Source organism: Kangiella sp. (assembly GCF_048265365.1).
GTDB lineage: Bacteria > Pseudomonadota > Gammaproteobacteria > Enterobacterales > Kangiellaceae > Kangiella.
Genome location: NZ_JBLXBT010000001.1, coordinates 1,334,101 through 1,352,686 on the forward strand (window position 1 = coordinate 1,334,101; position 18,586 = coordinate 1,352,686).

The 18,586-nt window shown below is 45.6% G+C and carries 16 protein-coding genes and 2 tRNA genes; 13 read left to right on the plus strand and 5 right to left on the minus strand.

The window, feature by feature from the left end; genetic code table 11:
- Positions 1 to 103 precede the first annotated feature (103 nt).
- The 11 genes from thrS to ACN0VI_RS06265 all read left to right on the plus strand — a co-directional run bounded on the left by thrS (position 104) and on the right by ACN0VI_RS06265 (position 9,049).
- Positions 104 to 2,023, plus strand: coding sequence for a threonine--tRNA ligase (gene thrS, locus ACN0VI_RS06215; RefSeq protein ID WP_417446149.1), 1,920 nt, complete (start codon positions 104 to 106; stop codon positions 2,021 to 2,023).
- A gap of 25 nt (positions 2,024 to 2,048) precedes the next feature.
- On the plus strand, positions 2,049 to 2,582 hold the full coding sequence (infC, locus tag ACN0VI_RS06220; protein ID WP_331889798.1) for a translation initiation factor IF-3: 534 nt from the start codon (positions 2,049 to 2,051) through the stop codon (positions 2,580 to 2,582).
- A 155-nt stretch (positions 2,583 to 2,737) separates the two neighbouring features.
- Positions 2,738 to 2,935, plus strand: coding sequence for a 50S ribosomal protein L35 (gene rpmI, locus ACN0VI_RS06225; RefSeq protein WP_015780731.1), 198 nt, complete (start codon positions 2,738 to 2,740; stop codon positions 2,933 to 2,935).
- Positions 2,936 to 2,950: 15 nt separating this feature from the next.
- On the plus strand, positions 2,951 to 3,310 hold the full coding sequence (gene rplT, locus ACN0VI_RS06230) for a 50S ribosomal protein L20 (protein WP_015780730.1): 360 nt from the start codon (positions 2,951 to 2,953) through the stop codon (positions 3,308 to 3,310).
- Positions 3,311 to 3,497: 187 nt separating this feature from the next.
- Complete coding sequence (pheS, locus tag ACN0VI_RS06235; protein ID WP_417446150.1) at positions 3,498 to 4,544, plus strand: phenylalanine--tRNA ligase subunit alpha; 1,047 nt, start codon at positions 3,498 to 3,500, stop codon at positions 4,542 to 4,544.
- Between the two features lie 12 nt (positions 4,545 to 4,556).
- Complete coding sequence (pheT, locus tag ACN0VI_RS06240; RefSeq protein ID WP_417446151.1) at positions 4,557 to 6,935, plus strand: phenylalanine--tRNA ligase subunit beta; 2,379 nt, start codon at positions 4,557 to 4,559, stop codon at positions 6,933 to 6,935.
- 31 nt (positions 6,936 to 6,966) lie between these two features.
- Positions 6,967 to 7,269: an integration host factor subunit alpha gene (locus ACN0VI_RS06245; RefSeq protein WP_015780727.1), complete on the plus strand. Its 303-nt coding sequence runs from the start codon at positions 6,967 to 6,969 to the stop codon at positions 7,267 to 7,269.
- Entirely contained in the window at positions 7,247 to 7,597 is a 351-nt protein-coding gene (locus ACN0VI_RS06250; RefSeq protein WP_015780726.1) for a MerR family transcriptional regulator, read from the plus strand. The genes ACN0VI_RS06245 and ACN0VI_RS06250 overlap by 23 nt, the downstream gene beginning before the upstream one ends.
- A gap of 96 nt (positions 7,598 to 7,693) precedes the next feature.
- Positions 7,694 to 7,770, plus strand: a tRNA-Pro gene (locus ACN0VI_RS06255).
- A gap of 157 nt (positions 7,771 to 7,927) precedes the next feature.
- Positions 7,928 to 8,752, plus strand: coding sequence for a hypothetical protein (locus tag ACN0VI_RS06260; protein WP_417446152.1), 825 nt, complete (start codon positions 7,928 to 7,930; stop codon positions 8,750 to 8,752).
- A gap of 72 nt (positions 8,753 to 8,824) precedes the next feature.
- The gene (locus ACN0VI_RS06265; RefSeq protein WP_417446153.1) at positions 8,825 to 9,049 is read left to right on the plus strand and encodes a YHYH domain-containing protein; all 225 of its coding nucleotides are present in this window, start codon (positions 8,825 to 8,827) and stop codon (positions 9,047 to 9,049) included.
- A 186-nt stretch (positions 9,050 to 9,235) separates the two neighbouring features.
- Here the strand turns inward: ACN0VI_RS06265 and ACN0VI_RS06270 are convergent, their stop codons facing one another.
- Genes ACN0VI_RS06270 through dcm form a run of 3 tightly spaced genes read right to left on the minus strand, consistent with a single transcriptional unit; the run spans position 9,236 to position 12,083 of the window.
- Positions 9,236 to 10,435: a type II restriction endonuclease gene (locus tag ACN0VI_RS06270; protein WP_417446154.1), complete on the minus strand. Its 1,200-nt coding sequence runs from the start codon at positions 10,433 to 10,435 to the stop codon at positions 9,236 to 9,238.
- Positions 10,435 to 10,842 carry a very short patch repair endonuclease gene (locus ACN0VI_RS06275; RefSeq protein ID WP_417446155.1) on the minus strand — a complete coding sequence of 136 codons (408 nt, stop codon included), beginning with the start codon at positions 10,840 to 10,842 and terminating at the stop codon, positions 10,435 to 10,437. The genes ACN0VI_RS06270 and ACN0VI_RS06275 overlap by 1 nt, the downstream gene beginning before the upstream one ends.
- Positions 10,827 to 12,083 carry a DNA (cytosine-5-)-methyltransferase gene (gene dcm, locus ACN0VI_RS06280; protein ID WP_417446156.1) on the minus strand — a complete coding sequence of 419 codons (1,257 nt, stop codon included), beginning with the start codon at positions 12,081 to 12,083 and terminating at the stop codon, positions 10,827 to 10,829. Before dcm ends, ACN0VI_RS06275 begins: the two co-directional genes overlap by 16 nt.
- A gap of 297 nt (positions 12,084 to 12,380) precedes the next feature.
- On the opposite strand from dcm, the gene ACN0VI_RS06285 reads away from it, so the two are divergent.
- Positions 12,381 to 12,471, plus strand: a tRNA-Ser gene (locus tag ACN0VI_RS06285).
- 166 nt (positions 12,472 to 12,637) lie between these two features.
- On the opposite strand, the gene ACN0VI_RS06290 is transcribed toward ACN0VI_RS06285, so the two are convergent.
- Together ACN0VI_RS06290 and ACN0VI_RS06295 are read right to left on the minus strand one after the other, a co-directional pair.
- On the minus strand, positions 12,638 to 13,111 hold the full coding sequence (locus ACN0VI_RS06290; protein ID WP_417446157.1) for a hypothetical protein: 474 nt from the start codon (positions 13,109 to 13,111) through the stop codon (positions 12,638 to 12,640).
- Positions 13,083 to 15,923, minus strand: coding sequence for a hypothetical protein (locus ACN0VI_RS06295; RefSeq protein WP_417446158.1), 2,841 nt, complete (start codon positions 15,921 to 15,923; stop codon positions 13,083 to 13,085). The genes ACN0VI_RS06290 and ACN0VI_RS06295 overlap by 29 nt, the downstream gene beginning before the upstream one ends.
- A gap of 379 nt (positions 15,924 to 16,302) precedes the next feature.
- Between ACN0VI_RS06295 and ACN0VI_RS06300 the strand changes: the two genes are divergently transcribed.
- Positions 16,303 to 18,384: a TonB-dependent receptor domain-containing protein gene (locus tag ACN0VI_RS06300; RefSeq protein WP_417446159.1), complete on the plus strand. Its 2,082-nt coding sequence runs from the start codon at positions 16,303 to 16,305 to the stop codon at positions 18,382 to 18,384.
- Positions 18,385 to 18,586: the final 202 nt, after the last annotated feature.

Below are 18,586 nucleotides of genomic sequence, written 5' to 3' on the forward strand. Positions count from 1 at the left end.
TTAAGGTTAAGAGACCCTAAGAATTGCTGTCGTTTACTACAATTAACAAACCGATTGAATAATAGCCCATTCGTAGGGGCTATATTCGAAAGAGAGAGTAAAAATGCCTGTAATTACATTACCTGATGGAAGTAAGCGTGAGTTTGACCACGCAGTTTCAGTTTATGACGTTGCAAACGACATAGGTCCCGGATTAGCCAAAGCTGCATTAGCTGGCAAAGTGAATGGTCTGATGGTAGACACCAGCTTTGTTATCGAAAACGATGCGAATTTAGCAATCATCACCGAGCGCGATGAAGACGGCCTGGAAGTGATTCGTCACTCAACCGCCCACTTGTTAGCGCAGGCGGTACAGCGTTTGTTTGATAATGTCCAAGTTACCATCGGGCCAGTAATTGATAATGGCTTTTACTATGATTTCGCGACTGAAAAGCCGTTTTCTGAAGACGACTTGCGCGCCATCGAAAAAGAGATGGAAAAAATCACCAAAGAAAACTTGCAGGTCGAGCGCACAGAAATGGGCCGTGACGAAGCAGTGGCTTTTTTCCGCAATATGGGTGAAGAGTACAAAGCTGAAATCATCGAGTCGATTCCGCAGAACGAAACCTTATCCTTGTATCGCCAGGGCGATTTTATCGACCTGTGCCGTGGCCCACACGTACCTGCCACGTCGAAACTGAAAGCCTTCAAGTTGATGAAAGTTGCCGGTGCCTACTGGCGCGGCGATTCGAACAACGCCATGCTGCAACGTATCTACGGTACAGCCTGGACTAACAAGAAAGAATTGAAAGCCTACTTGCACCGCTTGGAAGAAGCGGAGAAGCGTGACCACCGTAAAATCGCCAAAGCTTTGGACCTGTTCCATATTCAGGAAGAAGCGCCGGGCATGATTTTCTGGCACGACAAAGGCTGGACCATTTATAAAACGCTTGAGCAATACATTCGCGAGCGTTTGAAAGAACACGATTATCAGGAAGTGAAAACGCCTCAAATGGTTGACCGCAGCTTGTGGGAAAAATCAGGCCACTGGGACAAGTTCGGCGACGACATGTTTACGCTCAAATCAGACGAGCGTGATTATGCGATTAAGCCAATGAACTGCCCATGCCACGTCCAGATTTTCAACGTTGGCCTGAAAAGCTACCGTGACCTGCCATTACGTATGGCCGAGTTCGGCTCTTGCCACCGTAATGAACCGTCAGGTGCCTTGCACGGCATCATGCGTTTGCGTAACTTCGTGCAGGACGATGCGCATATCTTCTGTACTGAAGATCAAATTCAGGAAGAAGTGTCCAAATTCATCGCAATGCTTTATGACGTTTATGCAGACTTTGGTTTCACCGACGTTATCGTCAAGCTTTCAACCCGTCCAGAAAAACGCGTCGGCACTGATCAAGAGTGGGACAAAGCCGAAGCAGCACTGGCCGATGCACTGAAAGCCAATGACATCCAATTTGAATACCAGCCAGGCGAAGGTGCCTTCTATGGGCCGAAACTTGAGTTCACGCTAAAAGATTGTCTCGAGCGACACTGGCAATGTGGTACTATTCAAGTCGACTTCTCAATGCCGGGTCGCTTAGACGCAGAATATGTGGCGGAAAGTGGCGAGCGCGAAACTCCGGTGATGTTGCACCGAGCCATTTTGGGGTCACTTGAACGATTTATCGGTATTTTGATCGAAGAATTCGCTGGAAAATTCCCTGCTTGGTTGGCGCCAACTCAGGCTGTTGTCATGAATATTACCGACAAACAGGCCGATTTTTGCCAAAAAGTGGTCGAATCCTTGAAAAATAAAGGTTTTAGAGTGAATTCGGACTTGAGAAATGAGAAGATCGGCTTTAAAATTCGCGAGCAGACTCTAGCACGCGTGCCATTCTTGTTAGTGGTCGGTGATAGAGAAGTCGAAAATAACCATGTTGCAGTCCGTACTCGTGATGGGGAAGACTTAGGTAGCATGAGTATTGAAGCCTTTGCTGAGTTGCTAGAAGCAGAAGTTGCGAAGCGAGCCAGAAAGGCTGACTAGGCAATAATTAAAGAGGAAAATTACCATCAGAAAAGGTGATAAGCGCTCCGATAGACAGCGCATAAACGAAGACATCCGGGTGAAAGAAGTTCGCCTGATAGACGCCACCGGTGAAAACGTCGGCGTAGTAGGAATCAAAGAAGCCCTGGCTCAAGCGAAAGAAGCTAACCAGGACTTAGTGGAAGTTTCGCCAGATGCGGATCCTCCAGTTTGTAAAGTGATGGATTTCGGTAAGTTCCTTTTTGAGCAGAAGAAAGCGAAAGCAGCTGCTAAGAAAAAACAAAAAGTAACTCACGTGAAAGAAATTAAGTTTCGCCCAGGGACGGACATAGGAGATTATCAGGTAAAACTACGCAACCTGATACGTTTCCTGGAAGACGGGGACAAGGCGAAAGTAACTGTTCGCTTCCGTGGTCGTGAGATGGCGCACCAAGAACTCGGAATGGAGTTGTTGAAGCGTGTCGAAAAAGACTTGGAAGAATATGGAGCAGTTGAACACCGCCCTTCAATGGAAGGTCGTCAAATGACGATGGTGATTGGCCCCAAAAAGAAAAGGTAAGTAAGAAGAGTCTCGCAAGAGCACTTACACTTTTCATAGGTTGGGCAGCATGGTGTAACCACTGAGCTGTCCGTTTTTATAACTAGTCATGCGCTCAAACGATTGCACAACTTAAAAGCAATGGCCATGACGGGTAACAATGCGAGTATTTTATTATGCCAAAGATGAAAACTGACCGCGGTGCATCGAAGCGTTTCAAGAAAACTGCTTCTGGCCGTTACAAGCACAAACAATCACACTTGCGTCACATCCTGACCAAGAAATCAACGAAGCGTAAGCGTCATTTACGTCATGCTAAGTTAGTTGATGCTGCTGACACACGTTCAATCGATCGTATGTTGCCAAACGGTTAAGGTGAGGATTAAGAGATGCCAAGAGTAAAACGTGGTGTGACTGCCCATGCGCGTCACAAGAAGATCTTAAAGCAAGCTAAAGGTTATTATGGTGCACGTAGTCGTGTATACCGTGTAGCTAAACAAGCTGTTATCAAAGCTGGTCAATATGCATATCGTGACCGTCGTCAGCGTAAACGTCAATTCCGTGCTTTATGGATTGCTCGTATCAATGCTGAAGCTCGTGTACACGGTTTGTCGTACAGCCGCTTTATCAATGGTTTGAAGAAATCAAACATTGAAGTTGATCGTAAAATGCTAGCAGAATTAGCGGTTTTTGATAAAGTAGCTTTTGCTGCTTTTGCAGACCAGGCTAAATCTGTCCTTGAAGCTTAATAAGCTGATAACTGTTCTTTAACGAGAAGAGTATTTTAGTCGCCCTCGGGTGACAAGCGATTGAAGTAAAAAGGAAGGGCAGAGATGCTCTTCCTTTTTTTATGCATTTTCAATTAGAGGCTATTTTTAAATAGAGTTTTTATAAATAGAATCTTTATAAATATAGTATTAAACAACGAGAATTCTCATGGTCGATACACAGGGTACGAGTCAACAGGACTCCAGTTTACAAGAGATTATTTCGCAGGCTGAGCAAGAGATTTCAGCGGTTCAAAGTTTACCGGAGCTAGAGCAGGTAAAAGCCCGCTTCGTCGGTAAAAAAGGCCTGATAACAGCTCAAATGCAACAAATGGCCAAACTTCCACCGGAAGAAAAGCCAAAGTTTGGTGCCCGTGTAAACGAAGCGAAAAAAGAAGTCTTCGCCATTATCGAAGCGAAGCAAAAATCCATTAAAGACGCTGAGATCGCCAAAAAACTAGCAGGCGAAACAATTGACGTCACGCTGCCTGGTCGCAATATCCAGGACGGCGGGGTTCATCCGGTTAATCGCACCTTAGAAAGAATTGAATCCTATTTTGCGCAAATGGGCTTCTCGGTAGAAGAAGGCCCTGAAGTGGAAGACAACTTCCATAACTTCACCGCGCTGAACATCCCTGAGCATCATCCAGCGCGCGCCATGCACGACACATTCTATATCGATGCCGAGCGTTTATTGCGTACCCATACTTCGCCGGTACAGATTCGCGTGATGGAAGAGCAGAAGCCGCCATTCAGAATCATTGCACCGGGTCGTGTTTATCGTTGTGACTCAGATTTAACGCACACCCCAATGTTCCATCAGGTGGAAGGTTTATTGATTGACGAAAGCACTACTTTCGTTGATCTGAAAGGCATTCTGGACGAGTTTCTGAAGCATTTCTTCGAGAAAGATCTGGCCGTTAGATTCCGTCCGTCCTACTTCCCATTCACCGAACCTTCGGCAGAAGTCGATATTCAGTGCGTAATGTGTAATGGCGACGGTTGTCGCGTATGCAGCCACACCGGCTGGCTCGAAATTCTAGGCTGCGGTATGGTCCACCCGAAAGTACTCGAAGCTGTGGGTATCGACAGCGAAAAATACACCGGCTTCGCCTTCGGTATGGGCGTCGAGCGTCTCACCATGTTGCGTTATGGCGTGAACGACCTGCGGTTATTCTTCGAAAACGACTTAAACTTCCTAAAACAATTCAACTAATAGGTTTAGAGCATGAAATTCAGCGAAAAGTGGTTACGAGAGTGGGTAAACCCTGAAATTTCTACTCAAGAGTTAGTAGAAAAATTAACAATGGCTGGCCTGGAAGTTGATGGATTTGAATACCTGGGCAATAAATTCTCCGGCGTTGTGGTCGGCGAAATCGTCGAAGCCGAACAACACCCAGACGCCGATAAACTGCGTGTCTGCAAAGTATCGGTCGGTTCAGCCAGCGACGAAGACCTACAAATTATCTGTGGTGCGCCAAACGCACGCGCAGGCATCAAAGTCGCGGTCGCCATGATTGGTGCGGTATTACCGGGCGACTTCAAAATCAAAAAAGCAAAGCTACGCGGCATCGAATCACAAGGCATGTTGTGTTCTACAACTGAACTTGAGATTGGTGAAGACGGCGACGGCATTGTTGAACTGGATAGCCAAGCACCGCTAGGCCAGGACCTAAAAGATTATTTCGAGCTCAACGACCATGTTATTGAAGTGGACTTGACGCCGAACCGAGGCGATTGCCTGGGCGTTCGTGGTATTGCGCGTGAAGTCGGTGTATTGACTCAAACCGCGGTCACAGAGCATAAACCTAAAGCATTGGCTCCTGAAATCAGCGACACGCTACCAATTAAACTATCGGCACCGCAAGCCTGCCCACGTTATCTTGGTCGTGTCATTAAGGGCATCAACCCACAGGCCAAAACGCCTGACTGGATGGTTAAATACATCGAGCGTTCAGGCGTTCGTGCGATTGATCCGGTGGTTGATGTGACTAACTTTGTGTTGCTGGAACTCGGTCACCCAATGCACGCGTTCGATCTTAAACAAATCGAAGGCGGCATCGACGTTCGCATGGCGAAGCAGGGCGAGAAACTCACTTTGTTAGACGGCCAGGAAGTCGAACTGACTGACGACACTCTATTAATTGCAGACCATAACAAGCCATTGGCCATTGCTGGCGTGATGGGTGGCGAACATTCAGGTATCAACAGCCAAACTGATAACATCTTCCTCGAAAGCGCTTACTTCGACCCGATTGCGATTGCCGGTCGTGCGCGCCAATACGGCCTGCACACTGACGCATCGCACCGCTACGAGCGTGGCGTGGATTTTGAATTGCAGCGTACCGCCATAGAGCGCGCTACTGAGCTACTGCTAGACATCGTCGGCGGCCAGCCGGGCGACATCATTGAAGCAGTTGATCATGATGCCATGCCAAGCAAGCGCCATCTGCGTTTGCGTCGTCAACGCATCGAGCGCGTTGTGGGCTTCCCATTCGCTGATGATCAGGTACAGGACATTTTAAAGCGCCTGGGCCTCAAGCTGACCGCTAACGAAGACGGTTGGGACGTGGTGGTACCGAGCTTCCGCTTCGACATCGACAACGAAGAGAGCCTGATTGAAGAGCTGGTGCGCGTTTACGGCTACAACAAGCTACCGAGCCGCAAGCCACAAGCCGAAATGGCCATGTTCGACCAGCCAGAAAACCGCGTCTGGAAAAACGACATGCGCGATGTACTGGTCAAGCGCGGCTATCAGGAAGTCATCACCTACAGCTTCGTTGAACCAGAATTCCAATTGCAACTACACCCGGGCATTGAGCCATTACCGCTGATGAATCCGATTTCCAGCGAAATGGCGGTCATGCGCACCAATTTATTGCCGGGCCTGGTGCAAACCGCAAAATTCAACATCAACCGCCAACAGAACCGCATCCGCATCTTCGAACTCGGTTTGCGCTTCATCAACTCCGGCGACACGCTGCAACAGATCCCAACCATCGCCGGTTTGGTCTGCGGCCTGCGTAATAAGGAAAGCTGGAACACTGATGGCGTGAAGGTTGATTTCTACGACCTGAAAGGCGACGTAGAAGCCTTATTGCAAGCGACCAACAAGTCATACGACTTCGATACCCTGCACATGGATATCCTCCATCCGGGCCAGGCAGCCGAGATTAGCGTCGACGGCCATGCAGTCGGTTATATCGGTAAAATCCACCCACAGGTACAGCAGGAAATCGACCTGGATATGGACGCATTTGTGTTCCAGATGGACCTAGCGCCGCTCTCTGAGCGTCAATTGCCCGAATTTAAGCCATTATCCAAGTTCCCGTCGATCCGACGCGATCTTGCGCTAGTTGTAGCAGATTCTGTGAATGGCGGCGAATTACTTGATTTTATTGTAAAAAATGGTGGGAATTTACTGACAGACGCCCATATTTTTGATATATACAAGGGTGAGCACTTGGAACCAGGCAAGAAAAGTATTGCATTGGCCATGACACTCCGTCATCCGGACAAGACACTCGAAGACGCAGAAATCAACGCTGTGGTCGAAAAAGTAGTGTCTGGACTTGCTGAGCAATATGGAGCGGCGTTAAGAAACTAACGGCTTCGACTGGAATCAAAGGGGATATATTATGGCACTGACTAAAGCTGACATGGCAGAACGTTTGTACGAAGAACTAGGGCTTAACAAACGTGAGTCCAAAGAAATCGTAGAAGCGTTTTTCGAGCAGATCCGTGATGCCCTGGAAGATGGATATAACGTCAAACTTTCCGGTTTCGGAAACTTTGAACTCAGGGACAAGGCACAACGGCCTGGACGTAACCCGAAAACCGGAGAAGAAGTTCCAATCAGCGCGCGACGCGTAGTGACCTTCAAGCCTGGACAAAAATTAAGAGGAAAAGTCGCCGACTATGTTGGAACCGAGCAACAATAACGAATTGCCGGCAATCCCCGGCAAACGCTACTTTACTATTGGGGAAGTAAGCGACCTTTGCGCAGTAAAACCACACGTTCTACGCTATTGGGAACAAGAGTTCGACCAACTTGATCCGGTGCGTCGTGGTAACCGTCGTTACTACCAACGCGACGACGTCCTCATCGTACGCCAAATCCGTTCGCTACTATACGAACACGGCTACACGATAGGCGGAGCAAGACAATGCCTCAGCGAAAGCAACGGCGAAGAAGCTCCAGTCAACAAAGCGCAAATCGATGAGTTAATCGAAGAGCTCGAAAAACTCAAGCAATTCTTAGCCGCCTAAACCCCGCTGAGAATAAGCTAAACAAATCATTGCAAAATTAAGGAAATGCGGTACTATTGGCACCGCATTTTTCATTGCCTAAATGAAAATGCTAGTCGGAGCGTGGCGCAGCTTGGTAGCGCACTTGCATGGGGTGCAAGGGGTCGGAGGTTCAAATCCTCTCGCTCCGACCAATTAAATCAATATGTTACAAGCTTATAATTTCCTTTGAACCTCTAGTTTTCTCTCTGCGTACCACTCGGCGCACCATTAATCAAGATCGCTTTGCAAAATTGACAGGCTGTGCCTTATTGTAGATAGTTGGGACAAGTAAACAAATCCAAGAATAAAATGAAAAATAATATCTGTTCTAACGGTGATTGCGATAATGAATTACAACCTAATTCAAACTTGAATTTATGTAGTCAGTGCGAAGTCAATAAAACTCACACAAACAAAAAAGTTATTTTTATTTCTATAGTCGGGTTAATGCTTGTCTTGTTTGTTATTTATATTATTAGCAAAGAGCCATTCTTTGCTAATTTCGGTGGTTTTGTTGGAGGCATTGTAAGTCCGTTAGTGGCCCTTGCTGGTGTGATTCTGCTCTATGACACTTTAGCGCTGCAGCGAAAAGAACTAAAAGAAGCACGTGAGCAGTTTAGAAAGTCGTCAGCAGCATTAGAGCGACAAACTGAACTTCAGCAGTTTCAGGCTGAGTGCAAAGACTTGTACTTAAGTTTCATACCCCACTATGAGAATTTTATATACCTAATTGAGCATCTTCCAGAATTTGAAGTCCACCTTAACGACCATAGGTTTAAAGGCCGAATTAATGTATCTGGCAGGGATTTCTTTTTTACTTTTGTAACCGACAAAAAGAATGTAGAAGAAGATGCTATTGAGTCTTATCTAATTAAACATAAAGGTTGGCTTGATGAATTAGACAAACGACTAAGACAACTGATAAGTATCAGCAAACTATATAACGGTATAAAAAAGCCTGAGTTTTTAAGTCACAAATATATAGTCCATCCCAAGATTAATTTAAAAATGGTCGAGGTATTTCCAATTGCGGATTTATTTTACAAACTAAAGTATTTTAGTGCGTTAGACTTTGCGTATTTCAAGCTTATCCCAGTTGACCACCTCAATTTAAGTAGAGCAGAAACTGACTAAAAAAGACCTTCCTATTGCTTAAAGAGTTAGTTGAGAGTAGTGTGATTCAGTTCACAACAAAAAGGAGTGGGTATGAAAATCAAAATAATAGTAGGGTTAGTTTTATCATTGGCAGCATCAATGTCCTATGGGCACAGTGGTCGAACTGATAGTAACGGCGGCCACAACTGTAGTGCGAAATCCATAAAGAAGGGTTTATGCTCTGGTTACCATTACCATAATGCTGGTGTTGAGTTAGCAAAAAACTCAATCAAAGCAGCTGAACAATTTAATAGCAAAGCAGAAGCTCCAAGATAATATTACTTACTTTTAAAGGAGAAAGCCCTTCTAATGAGGGGCTATTTTCCCGTCATCAAGATTACTGTGTAAGCAAGAACATTTTAATTAACTAATTTTGAGTTATAGCTTACTAAAGTCATATCAAGTTGTAACATGATAGCCCAAATTAGTAAGAGGACTTGGCTGAAACTTCTGTGTTAAATTTTATTGAAGAGAGCTTAAATGAGCCACTAGATGCTCTAAATCCCATAACCAATTTTGCTGATTATTTGTGTAGGTATCTTTTATAGCTTTGGGAACGACGAGTTGTAAGTTGAAATCCTGCATTTCATTCGTTTGATTGGTCGATATCCGAGGCTGTAAAGTGAAAAGGTGCTTTTCATTGATTCGATCTGCCTCAGTAAGTACTTGCCTCCATCTATCCTTGCAGGTTGTTTTAACTCCTAACATTGTCAGTTTATCACTACTGAAACCAGGGTCTTTATAACTTTCAATATTGGGAAAAATGAAATCTGGTGTTTTGTTATTTTCTGTTTTTTGCCCCCATGAGAAATTTATTTTAGATGTTTCAAATAAGCACGCAAGGTGGTTTTCTAAAGCTCTTCCTGCCCTAGCATACCGTCTTTGTCTGATGCTTTGAGAGAAGCTTAAAAACTCATCTGCATCTTGGAAGCCTGTTTTAAGTCTATCATTTATTATAGTGGCCTCTAACTGCTTAAACATTGCTTCTTCGGTATCCCACCAATTGATAATGGCCTCATCAACGTTTTCAAAGTCTGCTAACTCGCCAGATGTATCGCGAGCTAACTGTGAAAATTCTTTTGTTGTTGGAAAGGCTAACGATCCAAATTTACTTTCTATAATTTCCAAGTAGTCTTTACCAAAATTAGCGTTGAGTTCAAACCCAACTTCTTCAAGGATAAATCTTTTGGTAATAGTAAGCTCTTCGTTGTTTTCAGTAAAATCAAATGACTTAAAACTGTCTGTTATTGATTCATCAAAAAGCTCGTTAAGCTCTATTTCTGATTGAGAGCCTTCTGGTGCTGAGACAAATATGATTTCACCGTCTTTCTTTAAGATAACTACCAGTGCATCACCGGCCGAAGAAAGTGCTATTGCAGGGTTTTCTTGATAATAGAATCTATATTCAGAGCGAGTAGGGTGGCTTTCTCTGGCATCGTACCAAGTCACTGAGCCCTGAAGAAATTCAATTTTTTCCTCTTCGTCTTCCAGTCTGATGAAGCTAGCTGGGTATGTGATCCGGTCTTTTCCTAAGTATTGAGCCATCTGTTTTGTGCCGTTTAGCTCATGTTGGTTTGAACTACGTTGATCACACTCAACAGCACTCAGTTTTTTTATTGAAGCTCCAATGATATAGTCATTTAATTTTCCAAAATCAGACATTAATTTATTACCCTGTCGGCTAGCCATTTTGTAAAGTTATCACTTTTAACCTCACACTCCCAAACAATTATTATTTTCCACCCTTGGGCATATAGAGCATCGTAATTCTTTTGATCTCTTTTTACATTTTCTTTGAATTTCTTCAGCCAGAAGTCTGTGTTCGATTTTGGCGTATATGAGTACTTACAGCCTTTGTGTCTATGCCAAAAACACCCATTAACGAAAATAACGGTTTTCCATTTAGATAAAACTATATCTGGTTTCCCAGGTAGTGTATTACTGTGAAGCCTAAATCTGAAACCTTTTGTGTGAAGGTACTTTCTTACAATTATTTCTGGCTTCGTATCTTTTGACTTAATCAAGGCCATATTTAAACTTCGTTGTTTCTTTGTCAGGCGGTCAACCATATGGCACTAGTTTCTTTGACAGTACTTGGATCAGCTTCAACTAAACTTACTATGTGAGGCTTCATTATTCTTGCTATTTCACTTATTACTGGAGTAACTACTGAGTTACCGAACTGCCTGTATGCTTGTGTATTTGATACCGGGATCTGAAAGCTATCAGGATACCCCATCAGTCTGGCGCACTCTCTTGGGGTTAATCTTCTTGGGTTGTTACCTTGGCCCCTTGAAACTAATATTTCAGCACCATCCTTGTGGTATCGCGCAGAGAGAGTTCGGCTAGTATCATTTGCAGTCACTATTCCATAACCAAAGCCATTACCTTTTTCTTCATGCTTCTTCTTATAAGCTTTGAGATATTCCCAGAGTTTTGTACTTATAATAAAATTCTGCTCCACAGTTGCCTTCTTGCCATAAGTATAAGGTGGTTCAGGTTGCTCTGTTCCATCTTCAGTGTGTAATATATCTTTCATTAGCACAGAGCCCTTGCCCGGATGATTAAAGTCATCCCATGTGAAAGCTACATCATCCCTGAAGCCGACGATAAATATCCTTTGCCGATGTTGGGGGACGAACCCATTAGCATCAATTACTTTACAAAAGATTTTATAACCAAGCTTTTCAGTTAATGTTCTCTTTATAATTTCGAATGTTCTACCTTTGTCATGACTAGTCAAGTTTTTGACATTCTCTAGTAAGAATGCTTTTGGTCTCTTGGCATCAATAATGCGTTCAACATCGAAAAATAAAGTTCCCTGAGTGTTGCATTCAAAACCGTGAAGCCTACCTAGAGAGTTCTTTTTTGAAACACCTGCCAGTGAAAATGGCTGACATGGAAATCCTGCAAGTAACACATCGTGGTCAGGAATCAATGAGGTATCTACCTTTGTAATATCCCCAACTATTGGATGAGCATCTTTGAAATTTGCTTTATAGGTTTTCTGCGAAAATCTATCCCACTCGGAAGTAAAAACACACTCTCCACCTGCTTGTTCAAAACCCCTTCTTATGCCGCCGATACCAGCAAATAAATCAATAAAAGTGAATCCAGAGCTGTGATCAAGGGGAGGTAGCTTGATGCTCAAGTAAATTTGATCAAGCTTGGCACTTACAGTTCCTTCTTTGGGAACTGTTTCTTCCTTTAACCAATTTCTTAAAGTTTTAACGTTAATTTGAAGAAGTTCTGATAATTGCTCTTCACCAAGCAGCAAATTTAATTTTGATAGCTTATATATACAGTTCATCTAGGGCCTATTTCGGAATAAATTTCCATATTTTCTCCCAGAGATTCTACTTTATAGCAATTTAGTGTCAATCAATAATGCTAAATAGCTATAAATTAAAAGTATCTCAATAGGTCAGTATAGGCATAAACTCTTCTACAAATGCTTACCTTAAGTAAAAACTAGCTTTCAGGCAGTCGTTGTTGCTTAAATAATAAACGAATTGTTTAAATCTTAGTTAAATAAGCCAAAAAGTAGATTTTTTTTAAAAAAGGACTTCCTTCTAATCAGTGGTTACGGTATTATTTCGCGCAATTCGGAGAGGTGGCAGAGCGGCTGAATGCACCGGTCTTGAAAACCGGCGTGGGTTTGTAGCCCACCGTGGGTTCAAATCCCACCCTCTCCGCCATATCTCAAAAAGACGCTAACAAGCGTCTTTTTTTGTGCCTGTTTATTTTCTTTCCACATATTTTCCATAAACACTGACTTGACTCTTTTCTAACTACTGTGTCAGCTCGCAAGTTTCAGTACCGTAAAAAAGCCCGCTTCTGAGCGGGCTTTTTGTTGGGTTGAGGTTATTTAATCTCTAGCTGATATTGCGGGCGCCTGTTTTTTGTTTCGGCGCTTGGTGGCATATCAGGCCAGATCATGTCGATTGAGTTTGTGCCTTTTTGCAGCATTTCTTTGTCTACGAAGGCGTAGAAGGTGGTTGCTTGGTGTGGCTCAAACTTGGTCAGTACTTCTTTGCCGTTCACGGTGATGATGGGTGAACTGGACAGGTACAAGTTGACGGGTTCTTGTGTTTCCACTTTGATCACCAAGTCGTCTTGTTTGAGTTTGCGTACTGAGCTTTTGCCATAAATGTTGGCTTGTTGTTTGGCGTCGAGCTTAACAACTTGTGCCGTTTTGATCATTATGGCGCTTTTGCCTTTGGCAGGTTCGGGTCTTTTGTCTGGGCTGTCGCCGGCAGCGATGCTGGTCGCGGCGATAAGACTTAAAGCTATCCCTGCTAGTAAGCTCTTAGCGTGAGAATTCAATATCGTCCACATAGATCTCTCCTTGTGATGGATTGGTAAATTTGAATCGAATAACGTCAATGTCAGTTAGGTCGACATTGGAGTTGTTCACGATGAATGAGTGCAGCGGAATTCTGACTGTGGTCATGACATTGTAATCGGTTCCTGGGCGATCATAAGGCACTGGAATCGGGTCAAAGTTCGCGGCGTGTGTCGAGCGTTGGTTGGCGCCACTGACGAGCTCTACATAGAAGTCTTGGGTTCCTGAGACAGGGTTAGTGCCTGCGTTGGTCATAGCGACCCGGAAGGATAGGACTTCGTAGCCGGATACGTCTTGCTGAGCTGCTGGAATCGAATATTCCATGGTGGCAGAGCTTGCGTTCCAGGCTGCTTGCAGCGCTTGCGTGGTGTGGATTGATGGGCCATTGACGGATGACTTAACCACGCCAGAAGAGCTGCTGGTATTGTCTGAACCTGCTTCGACCTTTTGGTGAATCTTTTCATGGTGGAAGTGATAGTTATTTACGCCAGCGGTTGATGGGAAGCTTAAGTTTCCGCGCAACATGTCTTGATAGACTGATTCGCCTTTTAAGTGAATCAGGTTAAAGGCAGCGAGATAAGCTTCGCCAATTCGTTGTTGCTGTGCTGCTGGAATGTACTGTGGCCTTGCTGCTGAAGCATCATCGCCGTGCGATGCCCACACCGTATTAAAGAAGTTGTGGTTTGCGCCATACAGATGGAAACCACTTTTAACGGTGTTGTCGCTGACGGTGCTTCCAGCTCGGTCATACAGACGAATGCCTCGCAAATCCGACACATCGCCATCTGCTGCGGGTAGCATGACAAAGTATGGGATGTCACCCAAGGTGTAGAGCGGGTTGCTGAAGTCATAACGATCAGTTGGTGCAATGGAGGATACTGCGACAATGTTAAAGGCCGTATTTTGCACATAGGCTGAAACCGACGCTTCGCCACCACGCGAGTGACCGCTGACGGCAATTTTGTTCATATCCACATGGTTGCTGAATAGGCCCGAACTTGGGTCAGGATAGCTTGGGAAGGTCGCGCCGTTGTTCATGTGTGACCAAAGCTCAATATGGCTTAAGATTAACTCGCCACGCTCCGGAATCCACTGTGGTACCCAACCGCTTAGATCGAATGCATCAATGGATACTGCGATGACGCCATTACTGGCCAAGGTTTCGAGTAAGCGCATATAGCCTTCATGGTTTGGCGTCCGTTGGTTAACCGGGCAATTGACGTGATGTGGTTGTGGAACTGATATTTCACACACGCGGTGGTTACCATGTTGGATCAGGAAGATCGGATGCTGACCTGCGGCTACTGGCGTGTTGGTGCCGGCCACTGTTGCTGGATAGCGAACGATAGCGCGTAAGTCGACATCGGATGCATTGCCCATAGTGGCAAAATAGTCATCGAAACTGTATTCGAATTCACCAATGGCGTAGTTGCCTAAGTCGTATGGATCATCGGCTACGATAAAACCAATTTGCGTAGAGCCATCAAGGAAATCAACACTACTATCGTAGTTGTTGTCTGATACATAATCCCCCGGGCTCATGGCAACTGTCGAACCGAAATCAACCACCACATCATATTCGCCTTCGTTCAGCGGTGCGTGCCAGATAATGGTGTCGGTACCGTTAATGCAACCGGATTTAACGCGCATAATTTCTATGCCGCCGGAAACATCAACCAGATTTGTCGAACCGCCCATGCCGGGATCCCATTGCGGTGTGCTTCTGTGATCAACAACATAATAAGCTGCGTAATTACCGCCAGCATGGCCTGCCTGAACATAGGTTGGGTCAACCGCGCCCCAGACGTCGTCATTTTGATCGGCGAATGAGTCGGCAAATTCAAAGTAGGGGAATCCGCCTGTTAGTTGACGACCTGCAATGTCCATCAATGGGCCACCCGGAGGGTAGTAGAGATAGAGCACAAAGGCGGTGTCTTGTCCGTACGACACGCGGTCTGTCAGATCTAAACGATCATAGTCGAGTTCGCGATCTTCGCGCTGGACGATGATGTCGTATGCGCCGCGACGTTGTAGCTCTCGATCCCAGCTGCGAACGGTAAAGTTACCATTGCCATCAGCTTCAACCCATTCGGCAGCTGCGGCACTGAATTCGCCGGTGATGTCGTTAACCAGATCACCTTCTGTCCAACGGCGTTGGTTGGGAACTAGTGATACCCGTAGTTTTTCGCCAGGCTCGAAATTGCTGCCTGAGATAAACAGATCCTGCTTTTGGCTGTGCATACTGTTGTGTAAGCAAGCTTCGCGGTCGGATGGGTAGACGAGTGGTCTTTTGTCTTGAATGACCGGAAGGTGAAGTTGCTGAATGGGCTTACCAACTCTGAGCTTCATCGGCGGAATCTTTCCTGATTCGTCGCGTTCAACTTCGTGTAGGCTCACCGCTAGCTTACGTCCTGCCAGTTTTTCGCGAGCTTCTTCGAAGCTACGAAAAGCAAAGGGTTGTTCTAACTCCTGTTTTGAGCGATAAGAACAGCCGACAACCCCGGTGTGATACCACAAAATAAAGTTAGGGATTTCACCGCGTGCATTGGTGCTAACGCGGGCGAAACTGACTGCTTCTCTATAGTCCTCGACATACTCAGTATCGATACCGAGTCTGACTTCATACAATCGATTTTTCTCTAAGCCAGAAGCGGCGAGTGTAAGAGAGGAACCTGTTTCCAGGTATTCTTGGACATTACCATTTTCATCGACGGGAACTAAGCCGTCATACTTTTCAGAAGCGAATAGGGTGCTACTAAAAAGGAGGATAAAGGATGGTACTATCCATTTGCTAAATGGTGTCATAGTGTAACTCCTTGTTAAATAATCCATAATTGAAGAGGCAGTCTTGATAGAACGACTGCCTCTTGCACATGATAGGCGACTTCGACTTTTTTGCTATAAGAGAAAGCGGTATGTTGTGTAAGAAATATCTGTAAAATCAATGCGTTAGCGCATTAGTGGCAAGTCGAATATGAGAGGGTTTGGTGATGGCCGAAATGTTTATGTTGGGTTTGAGTTTAGGTGTTGGTGAAGTTTGTAGGGATAACTCATGAGTTGTCCTTACATCATGTATGTCCTCTCTCTGAATACTTGCTCTTAAAGAGTGCGACAATTTGTCGCAGTGTTTTTTCCTTTCGTATCTATACAATTAGCGCCGATTTAATTCTTTTCTGAGGGCGTTATGAATTTCTTTTCTATTGATTCTTTTCGTGTGAGCGCGGTTGCGTTGGCTGTGTCTGGCTGTTTTTATTCTGGGGTTGTGCTGGCTGAGGATGTTGAATCTGAGGACGAGCATATTGATGTGATTACGATCAGTGCGTCGCGTGGTTCGGCTGATGATTTGTCGGTGGCGGATGCGGATCCGGTTGAGTCGGATGTAGCGCAGTGGTTGAAGACGGTGCCTGGGGCGAATGTGAATAAGAATGGGCCGGTGACGGGGATTGCGCAGTATCGCGGGATGTTCGGTGATCGGGTTGGCGTCAGTTTGAATGGTCGTACGGCGATTGGTGCTGGGCCGAATGCGATGGATGCGCCTTTGACTTATGCGGTGCCGATGACGGTTGAGGCGATGACGGTGTATCGCGGGATTGCACCAGTGACTGCGGGAATCGATACGCTGGGCGGTGCGGTGGATGTGCATCTGAAACGCGCGCGTACTTCTGAGGAACTGTCGGTCGAGGGTTCTTTGAGCAGCTGGTATTCGGGGATTAACGACGGCACGACTTATGCCGGGGATATCAACGTCAGCACTAATGATTTCGGTGTGTATGCTTTTATCAGCGATCAGACTGCCAATAATGCAGAGGATGCGCTGGGACGCGATATCATTACTACCGCATATGATAAGCAGCAATCGGGTTTGGATATGGCTTATGAGTTCGATAATAGCCGCATAGGTTTGCGTTATGGCAAAACCGAAACCGGCTTCTCGGGCACGCCTGCGTTGCCAATGGATATCAATTATGTGGATGGCGAGCAGTGGAGCCTGGATGGCGAGCATCAGTTAGGCAGCACTGTGCTGGAGTGGCAGTTCGGTGCTTCGGACAATACCCATGGCATGGATAATTTTAGCCAGCGCGTGAATCTTGATCCTACTGCGCATCGATATACCTATGCAGCGGCGAAGAGCTCAGATTATAAGTTGCAACTGACAGCTGGTGACTGGGTCTATGGACTGCAGGGGTATCTGTCTGAGCATGATGTGGATATTAGCAATCCCAATAATATGATGTTCAGTGTGGTTAATTTTAATCAGGTTGAGGATGACCGTCACAGCGCCTATGTGCAGTGGGGGCAGCGCTCAGAAGCGCGTAGCGATACCCTTGGCGTTCGGGTTAAGTATAACCGCGCCGATGCTGCCGAGGTGGCGCATTCGATGGCGATGATGAGTCCTGCGATTGCGGGTTTGCAGAATGACTTTAATCAGGCGGATCGCAGTGTAAGCGATACGACTTATGATGTGACCTATCATGGTAAGTCGATACTGAGCGAGAGTTTTATCTGGAACTACAGCGCGGGCATTAAGCAACATGCGGCCAGTTATCAGCAGCGTTATCTGTGGATTCCGATGCAGTCTACGGGCGGACTGGCGGATGGTAAAACCTATATTGGCGATATCAATCTTGACCCAGAAACCGCCTATCAAATTGATACCGGTTTTGATTATGTGAATGGCGGTTTTAAAGTGTCGCCGCGCGTGTTTTATTCGCAGGTGAAGGATTATATTGAAGCGAATCCAAGCGAAGATCAGCGCGCGATTATGGCTGCCGGAATGATGGGCGATCCTGCGCCATTGCAGTTCACCAATATTGATGCGAGCTTGTGGGGCTTTGATGCCAACTGGCGCTATGACATGCCATCGGATTTCTTTTTGTCCGGGGTCGTGAGTTATGTGCGTGGTGAGCGCGATGACAGCGATATCAATTTGTATCGTATTGCACCGCTCAATACACGATTTGTGTGGGGCTATCAGGGCGTGCAGTTTAGTACCCAATTCGCCGCGCAGGTTTATGCGGATCAGGATCGGGTGTCGAGTATTAATAATGAAACCGAAACTGCTGGGTATATGGTGTGGGACTGGATGGCCGATTATATGTTTGATGGTGGCCTGACGGTGCGTGCTGGTGTTGAGAACTTGTTCGATAAACAGTACGTCGAGCATCTGGGTGGCGTGAATCGTGCTGCGGGTAGTGATATAGCCGTTGGGGAGCGATTGCCAGGCAATGGTAGGAATGTTTATGTCGGGTTTGAGTTTACATTTTAAAAGAAGAAAGAGTAGAGCTAAAGAGCAGATTCCAAATCAAGTTTGGAATGACATTCCTTAAGTTTTGGTTTGTTTGTGGTGGGCCAAGGCCCACCCTACGTCAGAAAGTTATTTTTGACCTAACAATCTTGTCATCCTGAACTCGATTCAGGATCTGCTCTTATTTGATGTGTTACGCTTTGCTAACCCATCCTATGGTACT